Raw genomic sequence first — 15,256 nt, 5'->3', positions numbered from 1 at the left:
GTGGCGCATCGTCCCGGCTGGCCGACGCGCTCGTCACCGACCGGGACGTCCGGCTGGTCTTCGGCCATGACAGCTGCGGCCTCGACCCGGCCACGTCGCTGCCGATCGGTGACTGCGTCCTCGGCCCGGTCGACGGCGTGCTGACCGTGAGCAGCCGGGACGGACGCTACCGGCTGCCGCTGGCCGAGGTGCTCGCCGAGCCGCTGATGCTGCACCTGGTGCAGCGCTTCGACCTTCGCCGCCCCGCCGACCACCAGCCCCGGATCACCGTCGACCGGGTGGTGCTGGCCCGGGAGAGCTGGCGTTTCGCCGCGGCGGAACTGGACCTCGCCACGCTGACCGACGAGGGCGAGCGGTTCCGCCGGCTCCGGCGGTGGCAGCAGGAGCACGGGTTGCCCCGGCACCTCTTCGTGAAGACCCCGGTGGAGGCGAAACCGTTCCACCTGGACCTCGCCAGCCTCGCCTCGGTGGACGTCCTCGCCCGCGCGGTCCGTCGTACCGTCGCCGACGACCCGGCGGCCACGCTGCGGTGCAGCGAGATGCTGCCCGGCCCGGAACACGCCTGGCTGACCGACGCCCAGGGGCAGCGCCACACCGCGGAACTGCGGCTCGTCGCCGTCGACACGCGTACGCCCGGAGCCGTCGACGCCGCGTCAACCGGCCCCGAGACCCCGGCCGCCGACCGGCGGCCGGCCCCTCCACACCGTAACCAGGCGGGGGTATGAACACCGAAACCTATATCCTGCCGTCGTCGTTCACCCAGCGTCGACTGTGGATGCTCGACCAGATGACCCCGGGGGCGGTGACCTACCACATCGCCTGGGCGGTCGAGCTGACCGGACAACTCGACGTGCCCGCGCTGGAGGCCACCCTCAGCTGGCTGGTCGAGCGGCACGAGACCCTGCGCACCCACTTCACCGCGGTCGACGGGGAACCCGCCCAGGTGATCGTCCCGGCCGCGCCGGTTCACCTGCCGGTGGTCGACGCCGGTCCCGGTGGGGCCTGGCGGGATCTGGTCGATGTCGCCGCCCGGGAGCCGTTCGACCTGGCGACCGGCCCGCTGGCCCGATTCGGCCTGGTCCGCCGGGACGCCGGGGCGCACGTGCTCGTCGTCGTGGTGCACCACGGCGTCGCCGACGGCTGGTCGTTCGGGATCCTCTTCCGCGAGCTGGCCACCGGCTACGCGGCGGCGGTGGCCGGCGCCCGCCCCGCCCTGCCCGCACTCGAGGTGCAGTACGCGGACTTCGCGGTCTGGCAACGGGAGGAGGCCGACCGGGGCGCGTTCGACGCCGACGTGGACTTCTGGCACGCCGAACTGGCCGGCGCGCCCACCCTGCTCGACCTGCCCGCCGACCGGCCCCGCCCGGCCGAGCAGTCCGACGCCGGGGCCGAGGTGGTCTTCGACGTGCCGGACGAGCTGACCCGGCGGCTGCGGGCCGGCCGGGACGGCACCCTCTTCACCCGGCTCCTGGCCGGCTTCCAGATCCTCCTGCACCGGGTCACCGGCGCCGACGAACTGCTGGTGGCGGTCCCGGTGTCCGGGCGGACCCGGCCCGAGACCCGGGACGTGGTGGGCTTCTTCGCCAACACCCTCGCCCTGCGGGCCGGTTTCGCCGACCAACCGTCCTTCGCGGGCGTCCACGCGCGGGCCCGCGCCTCGGCCACCGCCGCGCAGGCCCGCCAGGACGTCCCCTACGACCGGATCGTGGATCGGCTCGCCCCCACCCGCAGTCTCGCCCACTCCCCGGTGGCGCAGGTGATGTTCGCCCTCGACGAGCCAACCCCGGACGTCACCTCGGCCGGGCTGCGGATCGCCCCCCGCCTCTGGGAGAACGGCACGGTCAAGTTCGACCTGACGCTCACCGTGGAGGACCGCCCGGCCGGGCTGCGCGGTCGGATCACCTACCGCACCGACCTCTACGACGAGATCCGGATCCGCCACCTCGCACAGCGGTACCTCACCCTGCTCACCGCCGCCCTCGACCGGCCCGGCACACCCGTCGGCGAGTTGCCCCTGCTCGACCCCGCCGAACGCGAGCGGATCCTGCGCGACGGCAACGACACCGAGCTGCCGCTGCCCGAGGTGGCCGGAGTCGGCGAACTGCTCGACCGGTTTCCGCCGGCCGATCCGGACGCGGTCGCGGTCGCCGGCCCGGACGGGTCCCTGCGCCACCACGACCTAACCGCCCGCGCCAATCGCCTCGCCCACCGGTTGCGCGCCCACGGTGTCGGCCCGGACGTGGCGGTCGGGATCTGTGTGGGTCGGGGCACCGAACTGGTGGCGGCGCTCCTCGCCGTCTGGCGGGCCGGCGGGGGATACCTGCCGCTGGACCCGACGCTGCCGCCGGCCCGGCTCGCCGGCATGCTCGCCGACGCGGCCCCGCCGGTGCTTCTCACCGACGCCGCCGGGGCGGCCCTCGTCGCCGACGCCGTCGCGACGGCCGGCACCACCCCGGTGGTGCTCCGCGTCGACCAGCTCGACCCGACCGGCCCGTCGAGCGACCCGCCGCCGGTCACCGGCCACCCGGACGGGCTCGCCTACCTGCTCTACACCTCCGGCTCCACCGGAGTGCCCAAGGGCGTGGCGGTCAGCCATCGCGCGGTGGTCAACCTCCTCCTCGGCTGCCACCGGCTGTTCGGGCTCACCGCCGCCGACCGGGTCGCGGCGATCACCACCCCGGCCTTCGACATTTCGCTGGTCGAGCTGGTGCTGCCGTTGCTGGCCGGGGCCCGGATCGAGGTCCTCGACGCGGAGACCGCGCGGGACGCCGCCGCGCTCCGCGCCGCCTGCGTCGACCGGGGCGTCACGGTGCTGCAGGCCACGCCGGCGACGTGGCGGATGGTGGTCACGTCGGCCGGCGTACCGGCGGGGGTTCGCCTGCGGATCAGCGGCGGCGAGGCGCTGCCCCGCGACCTGGCCGACGCGCTGCGCGTCGACGGCGCCCGGGTGGTCAACGGATACGGTCCGTCGGAGACCACCGTCTACTCCTCGGTCGGCCCGGTCGGCGACTCCGGCCCGGTCGACCTGGGCGGCCCGGTCGCCAACACCCGGATCCACCTGCTCGACCCCGCGGGCGAGCCGGTCCCCGAGGGCGTGGTCGGAGAGATCCACGTCGGCGGCGCCGGGGTGGCGCGCGGCTACCACGGCCGCCCCGGCCCCACCGCCGCCCGGTTCCGGCCCGACCCGTTCGGCCCGCGCCCCGGCGGCCGGCTCTACGCCACCGGCGATCTGGCCCGCCGGCTGCCCGACGGACGACTCGACTACCTGGGCCGCGCCGACCAGCAGGTCAAGGTCCGGGGATTCCGGATCGAACTGGGCGAGATCGAGGCGGCGCTGTGCGACCATCCGGCCGTCCGGGAGGCCGCAGTGACCACCTGGGGCGCGGGGGCCGACGTGCGGATCGCCGCCTACGCGGTCACCGATCCGCCCGTCGCCGAGGCGGCGTCGATCTGGCCGGCGGTCCGGGCCGACCTGGCCCGTCGGCTGCCCGACTACATGGTGCCGGCGACCCTGGTCCTGCTCGGCGCGCTGCCCCGCACTACGAGCGGCAAACTGGACCGGCGGGTGCTGCCCGAGCCGACCTGGCGGGAAACCACCGGCAACGGGCCGACCGCACCCCGCACCCGCACCGAGGAGCAGCTCGTCGGGCTCTGGCGCGACGTGCTCGGCCGCACCGAGGTCGGCGTGCACGACAACTTCTTCGCCCTCGGCGGCCACTCGCTCACCGCGACCCGGCTGATCGCCCGCATCCGTGCCACCTTCGGCGTCGACCTGGCGCTGCGCAGCCTCTTCGCCGCGCCCACCGTCGCCGAACTCGCCGTCGAGGTCGGCAACACCGCGGGGACCCCCGCCGGGCCGGATCGGATCGGCCCGGCCGGCCCGACGCCGCAGGACCTACTCGCCTCGCTCGACGACCTCTCCGACAGCGAGGTCGACGAACTCCTGGACACCCTGATCGCCGAGGAGGGCGCGTGACCGAGCGCAGAGAACGTGTGGTCGTCGTCGGGGCCGGTCTGGCCGGTTCCCTCGCCGCCCTGCACCTCGCCCGTCGGGGCTACGAGGTGCGGGTCCACGAGCGACGTCCCGACCCCCGCTCGGCACTTGCCGGCCCGGGTGGGCGATCGATAAACCTGGGGCTGTCCGCCCGGGGCATGCGGGCGCTGGACGGGGTGGGTCTCCTCGACGACGTGCTCAAGCAGAGCGTGCCGATGCGCGGCCGGGTGGTGCACTCGCCGGAGGGCGCCGTCCGCTTCCAGCCCTACGGGGTGCGCGAGCACGAGATCCTCCACTCGGTGCTCCGCGAGGAACTGATCTCGCGGGTGGTGGACGCCGCCGAGGCCGAACCGGGTGTCCGGTTCCACTTCGGCAGCCGGATGGTGCACCTGGACCGGGAGACCGCCACGGTGCGGGTCGCGCCGACCGGTGGCGGCGACCCGGCCACGGTCCGCGCCGACCTGGTCGTCGGCGCGGACGGGGTCTTCTCCGCCGTCCGGCAACAGATGCAGCACGGCCTCCGCGCCGACTACGCCCAGGAGTTCCTCCCCTGGGGCTACAAGGAGCTGACGATCCCGGTCGGCGACGACGGCCGCCCCCGGGTACGGCTGGAAGCCCTGCACGTCTGGCCCGGCCACGAGGCGCTGATGGTCGCCCACCCCAACCGGGACGGCTCGCTGACCTGCTCGCTCTTCATGGCCCACGAGGGGCCGGTGAGCTTTGCCGCCCTCGACACCCCGACGGCGGTGGGGGACTTCTTCCGCCGGCACTTCCCCGACGTGGAGGACCTGATGCCCGACCTGGCCCGCCAGGTGGCCGACCACCCCGTCGGCCACCTGGTGACCGTCCGCACCGCCCCCTGGCGGCACGCCGACCGGGTGGTGTTGATCGGTGACGCCGCCCACGCCGTCTACCCGTTCTACGGACAGGGCATGAACTCGGCCTTCGAGGACTGCGCGGTCCTCGACCGCTGCCTCGCCGAGCACCCCGACCGGGCCTCCGCGCTCGCCGCGTTCGAGGCGGCCCGCAAGCCGCACACCGACGTGCTCGCCGACCTCTCCACGGCGAACTTCGAGGACCTGCGGGGCCGGGTGCACCGGCTCGGGTACACGATCTCCGCCGCCGCCGACCGGACCCTCGCCCGGCTGCTGCCGGGTCGGTGGGTGCCGCTGTACGCGATGGTCGCGCACACCACCGCCCCGTACGCCGACGCGTTGGCCCGGGCCGACCGGCAGGACCGCATCCTGCGGGGCGCCGGTGCCGGTCTCGTCCTGGCTGCCGCTCTCGCCGCCACCGCGCTGCGCGCGGGCCGGCGCCGGTCCGCCGGGCGGTGAGTGGGTTGTTGACCCAGCCGCACTTCCCCGAGCAGATCCTCTTCACCGATCCCGACCTGCACGCTGAGCCGTTGCACCCGCTGCTGACCGGGATCGTCGACCAGTTGCGGGCGGTGGTCGACTGGGCCCGCGAGTACCTCTGCGAACCGCACCCGGAACTGGGCCGCAAGGGCCCGGTTTGTCCCTTCGCCCAGGGCTCCCTGGACCGGGACACGTTCTATCTGGCGGTGCACCGGGGGGACACCGTCGACGAGGCCGGCCTGGACGAGGTGCTCGCCGTCTACCGGGACTGGTTCCGCCGTCTGGAACCGCTTGCCGGACTACCCGCCCAGTTCAAGACGATCCTGCTCACCCTCCCCGACCTCCCGCCCGACGTGGCCCGGGACGCCGTGGACCGGACGCAGGCGCGGCTCAAGCCGGACTACACCGAGCAGGGGTTGATGCTCGGCGAGTTCCACGACGGCCCGCCGGCCAAGGGCGGCCTGTGGAACACCGCGTTCCGGCCGCTGCGCGGCCCGGTGCCGATGCTGGTGGTCCGGCACATGGTCGCCAGTGACCTGCCGTTCCTCGCCGATGACCCGGTGACCCTCGCCGGCTACCTGCGGCACTTCGGGCAGCACGGCCCGGCGTCGCTGCGCCGGCAGGTCGCGGTGGCGGCCCAGCGGCACGGCCTTCCGATACCCGGAAATTCCACCGACGTCCCGATTCTGCACGACACCACGAACCAGGGGGTTCGATGACGACCGCCGACTCCACCGCGTCCGCCGCCGGCGGCAAGCGGGCCCTGCTGGCCAGACTGCTCACCGAACGGGCCCGGGCGGCCCGCAGCCACCCGGCCTCCTTCGGCCAGCAGCGGTTGTGGTTCCTGGACCGGCTCACCGGCGGGGTGCCGGTCTACAACATTCCGGTCGCCTACCGGGTGCACGGCCCGCTGGATGTCGCGGCGCTGCGCACCGCGCTGACCACGATCGTCAACCGGCACGGGGCGCTGCGCACCACGTTCGACGAGTCCGGCGGGGAACCGGTGCAGGTGGTCCGGCCCACCGGCGAGGTGGACCTCACCGAGGTCGACCTGACCGGCCTCCCGGCGGATCGGCGCGACGCCGAGGCCACCCGGCTCGTCTGGGAACAGTCCGGGCAGCCGTTCGACCTGGCCGGGGGCCCGCTGATGCGGGTGCAGGTGGTCCGGACCGGGGCGGACCGACACCACGTGGCGTTCTGCGTCCACCACATCGTCTTCGACGCCTGGTCGATCGGGGTGCTCTTCGGGGAGTTGGAGGTCGCGTACGCCGCCGTGTCGACCGGCACCCCCGCCCACCTGCCCGACCTGCCCACCCAGTACGCCGACTTCGCCGCCTGGCAGCGCGACCGGCTGGCCGGCGACGCCCTGCGCCGGCAACTCGACTACTGGGTGGAACACCTGCGCGGGGCGCCGGCCCTGCTCAGTCTCCCCACCGACCGGCCCCGCCCGACCGTCCGCTCATACCGGGGCGCCTGTCACTACTTCACCGTCCCGGCGTCGGTCACCGCGCGCGTCGAGGAGTTCAACCGGGACAACGGGGTCACCTTGTTCATGACCCTGCTCGCCGCCTTCCAGGCCGTCCTGTCCCGACACAGCGGGCAGGACGACATCGTGGTCGGCACTCCGGTCGCCGGCCGGGAGCACCCCGACCTGGAGCGGCTGGCCGGGTTCTTCGTGAACACTCTCGCGCTGCGGGTGTCGTCCGCCGACCGCCCGTCCCTGCGGCAACTCGTCGCGCGGGTGCGGGAGGCCACCCTGGTCGGCCTCGGCAACGCGGAGGTGCCCTTCGAGAGGGTGGTCGAGGAACTGCAACCCGACCGCAGCATGTCCCACGCGCCGGTCTTCCAGGCCCAGTTCATCCTGCAGAACGCCCCGAACACCGCCTTCCGGCTCACCGGCTGCACCGTCGCCTCCTTGGAGGTCGACAGCGGCACCGCCAAGTTCGATCTCACCCTGGTCGCCGAGACGGCCTCCGCCGGCACCCTGCGGCTGGCACTGGAGTACGACACCGACCTGTTCGACGCGTCCACGATCGACCGCCTGGCCCGGCACCTGGGCACGCTGCTGGAGGCGGGGGTCGCCGACCCGGATCTCGCCCTGGCCCGGATCCCGCTGCTGAGCGGGGTGGAGCGGTGGCGTGCCGTGGTCGAGTGGAGCCAGACGGACCGGGGCGCACCGCCGGCCGCCACCGTCCTGGACCTGCTCGCCACCGACCCCACCGACCCCACCGACCCCACCGACCCCACCGACCCCACCGACCCCACCGACCCCGGCGACCGGCCGGCCGTCATCGGCGAGGACGGGCAGGTGGACCGGGCCGGGCTGCACCGGCGGGCAGGACAGATCGCCCGCCGGCTGCTCGGCGCCGGTGTCGCCCCGGACACCCCGGTCGGCATCTGCCTGGACCGCGGCGTCGACATGGTCGCGGCCGTGCTCGGCGTCTGGCGGGCCGGGGCCGGCTACCTGCCGCTGGACCCCGGCCTTCCCCCGGAGCGACTGCGCTACATGCTCGCCGACTCCGGCACCCGCGTCGTCCTCACGCAACGGGCGGTCCGCGCGCGCCTCGGCGCGGTGCTGGACGGCTCGGTGACGGTGCTCCTCGACGACGACACGGATGATCCGGCCCCCGACGAACCGATCCCGACGGTGCCGTCGCACCCGGACGGGCTGGCGTACCTCATCTACACCTCCGGCTCGACCGGCCGGCCGAAGGGGGTGGCGGTCCCGCACCGCTGCGTGACCAACCTCGTCGCCTCCTTCCACGACGACCTGGACCTGACGCCCGGGGACCGGTTCGCCGCGGTCACCACCCTGTCGTTCGACATCTCGGTGCTGGAGCTGCTGGTGCCGCTGCTGCTGGACGTTCCGCTGCTGGTCGTCGGTGCCGACGAGGTGGGCGACGGCCCGGCGCTGCGCCGTCGCCTGACCGACGCGGGGATCACCGCCATGCAGGCGACCCCGGCGACCTGGCGGCTGCTGCTGGCCTCCGGCGGCGTACCGACGGCGTTGCGGACTCGACTCTGTGGCGGTGAGGCCCTGCCCCGGGACCTCGCCGACGCCCTGCTGTCCGACGGCGCGACGCTGTGGAACTGCTACGGGCCCACCGAGACCACCGTCTGGTCCGCGGCCACCGTCGTGCCACCCGCCCCGGCCGCGGTGGACCTCGGCGCGCCGATCGCCAACACCCGCATCTACCTGCTCGACGACGCCTGCCAGCCGGTGCCGGTGGGCGTGGTGGGCGAGGTCCACATCGGTGGTTCCGGGGTGGTCCGGGGATACCACGGCCGGCCCGGCCTGACCGCCGGCCGGTTCGTTCCCGACCCGTTCGCCGACCAGCCGGGCGCCCGGCTCTACGCCACCGGTGACCTGGCCCGGCAACGCGCCGACGGCCGGCTGGAATTCCTCGGCCGCGTCGATCACCAGGTCAAGGTGCGGGGTTTCCGGATCGAGCTGGGCGAGATCGAGGCCCTGCTGCGCAGCCACGACCTGGTCGCGGACGCGGTGGTCAGCACCTGGGCCGGTGGCGACGGCGACACCCGACTGGTGGCGTACGCCGTGCCCGCGCCCGGCGTCGACCCGGAGTCCCTCGCCGACCGGGTCCGACCCGGACTCGCCGGCCGGCTGCCCGAGTATATGCTGCCCGCCGCCCTGGTGCCGCTGGCCGCGTTGCCCCTCAACGGCAACGGCAAGGTCGACCGGAGTGCCCTTCCCGCCGTCCGGTGGACCGACCGGCGAGCGGCGCGGGTCGCCCCCCGCGACGCGCTGGAGAAGGTGCTCGCCGGGATCTGGGCGGAGGTGCTGCGGGTCGAGGGGATCGGCGTGCACGACGACTTCTTCCGCCTCGGTGGGCATTCGCTGCTCGGCGCGCAGGCGCTGAGCCGGATCGGCGCCGCGCTGGAGATGGAGGTGCCAATCCGGGTCCTCTTCGAGGCACCGACGATCGCCGCGCTGGCCGGCGTGCTGCGCGCCACCGAACCGGTCGCCGGTCAGGTCGACGCCGTCGCCGCCCTCCGGCACGAGGTGGCCGACCTCTCCGACGAGGAACTGCGGGCGCTGCTGGGTGGCCAGGAGTGACCGGCGCCGACCGGGAGCGCCTGATCCGGGAGCTGATGGCCCGCCGGGGGCTCGCCGGCGGGGCCCGGCCCGCCGGCATCCCCCGGCGGGCACCGGGCACCCGGGTGCCGCTCTCGCCGATGCAGGAGGGTATGTGGTTCCTCGACCGGCTCCAGCCGGGCAATCCGGCGTACGTGCTCAACCAGGCGGTCCGGATCACCGGCCGGTTGGATCTCGCCGCGTTGCAGTCCGCGCTGGACGAGGTCGTCGCCGCGCACGACGCCCTGCGCACAACGTTCGTGGAGCGCGACGGGGAGGTGGAGCAGGTCGTCCTGCCCGCCGCCGACCCGTCCGCCCGGTGCGTACTCGCCGTGGAGGACCTGACCGCGGTGGCACCCGCCGGCCGTGAGGCGGCGGTCGCCGTCGCCGTCCACCGGGAGAGCGAAACCCCCTTCGACCTGAGTCGGGCACCCCTGGTCCGGGTCCGGGTGGGCCGGCTGGCCGCCGACGAGCACCTGGTGGTGGTCAGCCTGCACCACATCATCGCCGACGAGCAGTCCCTCGGCATCGTGCTCACCGGCCTTCTCGACGGTCACCGCCGGCGTCTCTCCGGGGTGGCCGCGCCGCCGGCTCCTCCGGCCGCGCAGTTCCCGGACTACGTGCTGTGGCAACAGGACCGGTCGGCCGGGACCGCCGCCGACGAACTGCGGAGGTTCTGGGCCGACCGACTGGCCGGCTCCTCCGGTCTGCTCGACCTCCCGACCGACCGGCCGCGACCGGCCGTGCAGACCTTCCCCGGCCGCACCCACGGCTTCGACATCGGCGATGATCTGGTCGCGTCACTCGACGCCCTGGGGCGGCGGACCGGCTGCACCCGATTCATGATTCTGCTTACCGGCCTCCAGGTGCTGCTGGCCCGCCTCGGCGACACCGACGACGTGTGTGTGGCCTCCCCGGTGACGTTGCGTGCCGACGCCGAACAGCAGCGGATGGTCGGCCTGCTGGTGAACAGTCTGCCGTTGCGCACCGACCTCTCCGGGGACCCGACCCTGGCCGAGGCGCTGACCCGGGTCCGGGCCACCTGCGTGGAATCCCTGGCCCACGCCGCGTTGCCCTTCGAACGGATCGTCGAGACCGTCCGGCTGCCCCGCGACGCCAGCCGCAACCCGCTCTTCCAGGTGATGCTGGTCCTGAACCAGGCCGGCGTCGCCGGTCCGCGGGCCGGTCTCGCCGTCCGCCCGGTGCCGGTCCGCCGGGAGACCTCCCGCCTGGACCTCACCGTGGCGGTGCACGAGTCCCCGGCCGGACTCGGCGGCCTGGTCGACTACAACACCGACCTCTTCGACCAGGTGACCATCGACCGGTTCGTCGACCGGTTCCGCTCCGTGCTGTCGGCGCTGGCTGCCCGGTCGCACGTCCGCCTTTCCGCGGTGGAGCTGACCGGTCCCGCCGAGCGGCACGACCTGGCCGCCTGGAACGCCACCGACCGGGCGTACCCGGACGGGGTGGGGCTGCACGATCTGGTCGGCGCGCGGGCGGCGGCCGACCCGGACGCGCCCGCGCTGCTGGACGTCAGCCCGGACGGGCCGACCCGGCCGGTGCTGACCTACGGCCAACTGGACGCCGGCGCCGACCGGCTCGCCGCCCACCTGCGCCGCGTCGGCGTCGGCCCCGACCAGCCGGTCGGGCTCGCGCTGGCCGCCGGCCACGCCGCCGTCACCGGCCTGCTGGCGATCCTCAAGGCCGGCGCCGGATACCTGCCACTGGACCCCACCCACCCGCCGGCCCGGCTGCGCGCCTTGCTCGCCGCCGCGGGCACCACGGTCTGCCTCACCGACTCCGACCTCGCCGCCACCCTGGCCGGTGCGCCGGACGAGGGCGGCGACCGGCCGTACGCCGGCAGGCTCCTCGCCGTCGACGCCGACGGCCAACCGGTCGACGCCGGTGGGGCCGGGGACCCGTCCCCGGTGGAACCCCGGCCGGTCCACCCGGACCAGCTCGCCTACGTCATCCACACCTCCGGCTCCACCGGTACGCCCAAGGGGGTGATGGTCAGCCACCGCACCGCCGTCAACCTGGCGCTGGCGTTCGCCGACCTGCACGGCATCGCCCCCGGTGACCGGCTGCTCATGCTGCCCCCGCTGAGCTTCGACGCCTCCGTCGGCGACATCCTTCCGGCGCTGGTCAGCGGGGCCACGCTCGTGGTGCACCGGCAGCCGGCCGCGATCACCGGGGCGGGCCTGACCGCCCTGTGCCGGGAGCACGGCCTCACCCTGGTCGACACCGCCGCGCCGCTCTGGGCACGCTGGGTCGGTGACCTCGCCGCCCTGACCGGCGTCGTCGACGTCGGCCCGCTTCGCGCAATGATGGTCGGCGGGGAGGCCGTCGACCTGGAGACCGTCCGCCGCTGGGCCGGGCTCACCGCCGGCCGGGTCACCCTGCACAACCACTACGGGCCGACCGAGGCGACCGTCTGCGCCACCACGTACGCCACCGTGGACGCCGGTGAACTGCCCGGCCTGACCCGGTTGCCGATCGGCCGACCGGTGCCGAACGTGCGGGTGCACGTCCTCGACGCCCACCAGCGGCCGGTGCCGATCGGGCTGGGCGGCGAGGTGTACGTCGGCGGCACCGCCCCCGCCCGGGGCTACCTCGGCAACCCCGCCGAGACCGCCGCCCGGTTCGTGCCCGACCCGTACGGCCCGCCCGGGGCGCGGCTCTACCGCACCGGTGACCTGGCCCGGCACCGCGCCGACGGCACCCTCGAATTCCTCGGCCGCACCGACCAGCAGGTCAAGATCCGGGGCCACCGGATCGAGATCGGCGAGGTCGAGGCGGCCTGCGCCACCCTGCCCGGGGTACGCCGTACCGCCGTCGTCGTCGACCACGCCCCGGCCGGCCCCCGGCTCGTCGCCTACCTGGTCGGCGACGACACCACCCCGGACGGGCCGGCGGCGCGGATCGCGCTGCGCCGCCGGATGCCGGAACACCTCGTGCCCGCCTCCTTCGTCCGGGTGCCCGACCTGCCCACCAACCGGCACGGCAAGCTCGACCTGGCCGCCCTGCCCCGGCCCGGCGAGACCGGCCGGCCGGCGCACGAAGCACCGGCCACCCCGACCGAGAAGACACTCGCCGACATCTGGGCCGAGCTGCTCGACACCGGCCCGGTCGGGCGGCACGACAACTTCTTCGACCTGGGCGGACACTCGCTGCTCGCGGCGACCGTGGCGACCCGGATCCGGGCCGTGCTCGGGGTGGAGTTGCCACTGCGGGAACTCTTCTCCACCGCCGACCTGGCCGGTCTCGCCGCTGTCCTCGACGGCGGCGCTCCCACGTCGCGCGGCGGCGGTGACCTGCTCCGCGCCGAGGCCCGTCTTCCCGAGGACCTGTCCGTGCCCCCCGGGACGCCGGTCTCGCCGCCCCGCACGGTGCTCTGCACCGGGGCGACCGGCTTCCTCGGGGCGTATCTGCTCGCCGACTGGCTCGCCGCGAGCACCGCCACCATGCACTGCCTGGTCCGCGCCGACACCCCGGTCGCCGCCGTCAACCGGGTCCGCGCCAACCTCCACCGGTACGGCCTCTGGCGACCGGAGTACGCCGACCGTGTCGTCGGTGTCCCCGGTGACCTCGGGGCACCCCGCCTCGGCCTGACCGGTGTGGCCTTCGCCGAGCTGGGCGAACGGCTGGACGCGATCGTGCACAACGGCGGCGTGGTCAACTTCGTCCAGCCATACCCGGTGCTGCGTCCGGCCAACGTCGGCGGCACCTGGGAGGTGCTCCGGTTGGCCACCGCCGGCGGCCCGAGCGCGGTGCACTTCGTCTCCACCCTCGGGGTGTTCGTCACCCCGTCCCGCACCGGCACCCTGGTCCGCGAGGGCGACGTCCCGGACGAATGCGACGGCCTCCACGACGGCTACAACGCCAGCAAGTGGGTGGCCGACGCGCTGGTCCGCGCCGCCCGGGAACGGGGACTGCCGGTCAGCGTGCACCGCCCGGCCCGGATCACCGGCGACGCCGGCAGCGGCGTCGGCAACACCGACGACTTCTTCAGCCGGCTGCTGAAAACCTGTGTGCAGCTCGGTGCCGTACCGGAGATCGACGACCCGGCCGATCTCGCGCCGGTCGACTACGTCGGGGCCGGCATCGGGCACCTGACCCGGACCGGTTCCACCGGAGACCACCACTACTACAACAACCGGACCATCTCGTACCCCGCCCTGGCCGCCGCGCTCGCCAGCTTCGGCTACCCGGTGACGGTGGTGGCGTACCCCCGTTGGCGGGCGGCCCTGCTGGACCGCCCGGACGCCGCGCTGGCCCATTTCGCCCCGCTCCTCGGCGCGGACACCCCGGTCCGGACGCAGCCGGACTTCGACTGCGCCGGCACCGAGGCGGTGCTTGCGGCGGCCGGGGTCACCTGCCCGGCGGCCGACGAGCGGATGGTGCACACCTACCTGGCGGCGTTCGTGGCCGCCGGCTTTCTCGACCCACCGCCCGGGCGGCCCCATGGATGACCGTGCGACACCCACCGCCCGGTGGGCGGCGATCTGGTTCGGGCAGCTCGTGTCGCTCGTCGGATCGAGCCTCACCGGGTTCGTCCTCGGTGTCTGGGTCTACCAGCGCACCGGCTCGGTCACCCAGTTCGCGTTGATCTTCCTCGCCGCGACGCTGCCGGCGGTGCTGTTCGCGCCCGTCGCCGGCGCGCTCGCGGACCGCCGGGACCGCCGCCGTTTGATGGTGGCCGCCGACACCGTCGCCGCCGCCGGTACGGCGGCGCTCGCCGCGCTGGTCGCCGCCGACGCCCTCGCGGTCTGGCACATCTACCTCGCCACCGCGGTGAGCGCCGCCGCGTCCACCGTGCACCAGGTCGCCTACCAGGCGATGACCCCGGCGTTGGTCGGCAAGCGTCACCTGGGCCGGTTCAACGGGTTGATGCAGATCTCCCGGGCCGTGCAGATCGCCGCCCCGCTGATCGCCGGGGTGCTGGTGGTGACCATCGGGATCGGCGGGGTGATGGCCATCGACCTGGGCACCTTCGTGGTCGCGGCCTCGACTCTGCTGCTGGTCCGGCTCCCCGCCGAGGTGACCCGCCCCGCCCGATCCGGTCCCGCCGAGGCGGTGCTGCGGGGAGCCACCGCCGGGTGGCGGTACCTGCGGCAACGGCGCGGCCTGCTCCAGCTCATGATGGTTTTCGGCGGGTACAACTTCCTCTTCGGACTCGCCGGGGTGCTGGTCCAGCCGCTGATCCTGTCGTTCACCACGGCGGACACCCTCGGTGTGCTGATGTTCGCCGGGGGCGCCGGTCTCTTCGCCGGCAGCCTCGTGATGGGGGCGTGGGGCGGGCCGACCCGCCGGGTCACCGCTGTCTGCGGTGGACTCGCCGGCGGGGGAGTGGCCCTCGTCCTGCACGCCGCGTCCCCCTCCGCCTGGCTGATCGGCGTGGTCGCCCCGCTGTTCCTCTTCACCCTGCCGATCGTGAACAGCTCCACCATGACGCTGATCCAGACCAAGACCGAACCGGCGCTGCTGGGCCGGGTGCTGGCCACCGCCCGGGTGATCGGCGACGCCAGCGTGCCGCTGGCGTACGTGCTGGCCGGGCCGGTCGCCGACGGCGTCTTCGAGCCGCTGCTGCGTCCCGGCGGGGCGCTCGCCGACTCGGTGGGCCGGGTGGTCGGCACCGGGGACGGCCGGGGGATCGCGGTGCTCTTCGCGGTCACCGGGTTGGCGATGGTGCTCCTCGCCGCGCTCGCCTGGACCCGGCCGGCGCTGCGCGGCGCCGACGACCTGCCCGACGCCCTGCCCGACGACACTCCGGACCCCGAGACCGTCCCGGCCGACAGTCGACCAGCCACGTGA

At 74.7% G+C, this 15,256-nt stretch carries 7 protein-coding genes; all 7 read left to right on the top strand.

Annotation, left to right across the window (positions count from 1 at the left end; genetic code table 11):
• The first annotated feature begins 206 nt into the window (after nucleotides 1-206).
• Genes T398_RS21760 through T398_RS21730 form a run of 7 tightly spaced genes read left to right on the top strand, consistent with a single transcriptional unit; the run spans nucleotide 207 to nucleotide 15,256 of the window.
• Nucleotides 207-725: a lantibiotic dehydratase gene (locus T398_RS21760; protein ID WP_496449587.1), complete on the top strand. Its 519-nt coding sequence runs from the start codon at nucleotides 207-209 to the stop codon at nucleotides 723-725.
• A complete protein-coding gene (locus T398_RS21755) occupies nucleotides 722-3,976 on the top strand; it encodes a non-ribosomal peptide synthetase (protein WP_496449546.1) in 3,255 nt (1,084 codons plus the stop codon). Before T398_RS21760 ends, T398_RS21755 begins: the two co-directional genes overlap by 4 nt.
• A complete protein-coding gene (locus T398_RS21750) occupies nucleotides 3,973-5,328 on the top strand; it encodes an FAD-dependent oxidoreductase (protein WP_496449545.1) in 1,356 nt (451 codons plus the stop codon). The genes T398_RS21755 and T398_RS21750 overlap by 4 nt, the downstream gene beginning before the upstream one ends.
• Nucleotides 5,329-5,333: 5 nt before the next feature.
• Nucleotides 5,334-6,068 carry a DUF6875 domain-containing protein gene (locus T398_RS21745; protein WP_496449544.1) on the top strand — a complete coding sequence of 245 codons (735 nt, stop codon included), beginning with the start codon at nucleotides 5,334-5,336 and terminating at the stop codon, nucleotides 6,066-6,068.
• Nucleotides 6,065-9,424 (top strand): amino acid adenylation domain-containing protein, encoded by a 3,360-nt coding sequence (locus tag T398_RS21740; protein WP_496449542.1) that lies wholly within the window; start codon nucleotides 6,065-6,067, stop codon nucleotides 9,422-9,424. Before T398_RS21745 ends, T398_RS21740 begins: the two co-directional genes overlap by 4 nt.
• Nucleotides 9,425-9,459: 35 nt before the next feature.
• The gene (locus T398_RS21735; RefSeq protein ID WP_496449586.1) at nucleotides 9,460-13,914 is read left to right on the top strand and encodes an SDR family oxidoreductase; all 4,455 of its coding nucleotides are present in this window, start codon (nucleotides 9,460-9,462) and stop codon (nucleotides 13,912-13,914) included.
• On the top strand, nucleotides 13,907-15,256 hold the full coding sequence (locus tag T398_RS21730) for an MFS transporter (RefSeq protein ID WP_496449540.1): 1,350 nt from the start codon (nucleotides 13,907-13,909) through the stop codon (nucleotides 15,254-15,256). The genes T398_RS21735 and T398_RS21730 overlap by 8 nt, the downstream gene beginning before the upstream one ends.

The organism is Salinispora goodfellowii (genome assembly GCF_059570675.1).
Note: the sequence above shows the minus strand (reverse complement) of the source record. Positions and strands in the feature narration are given on the sequence as shown.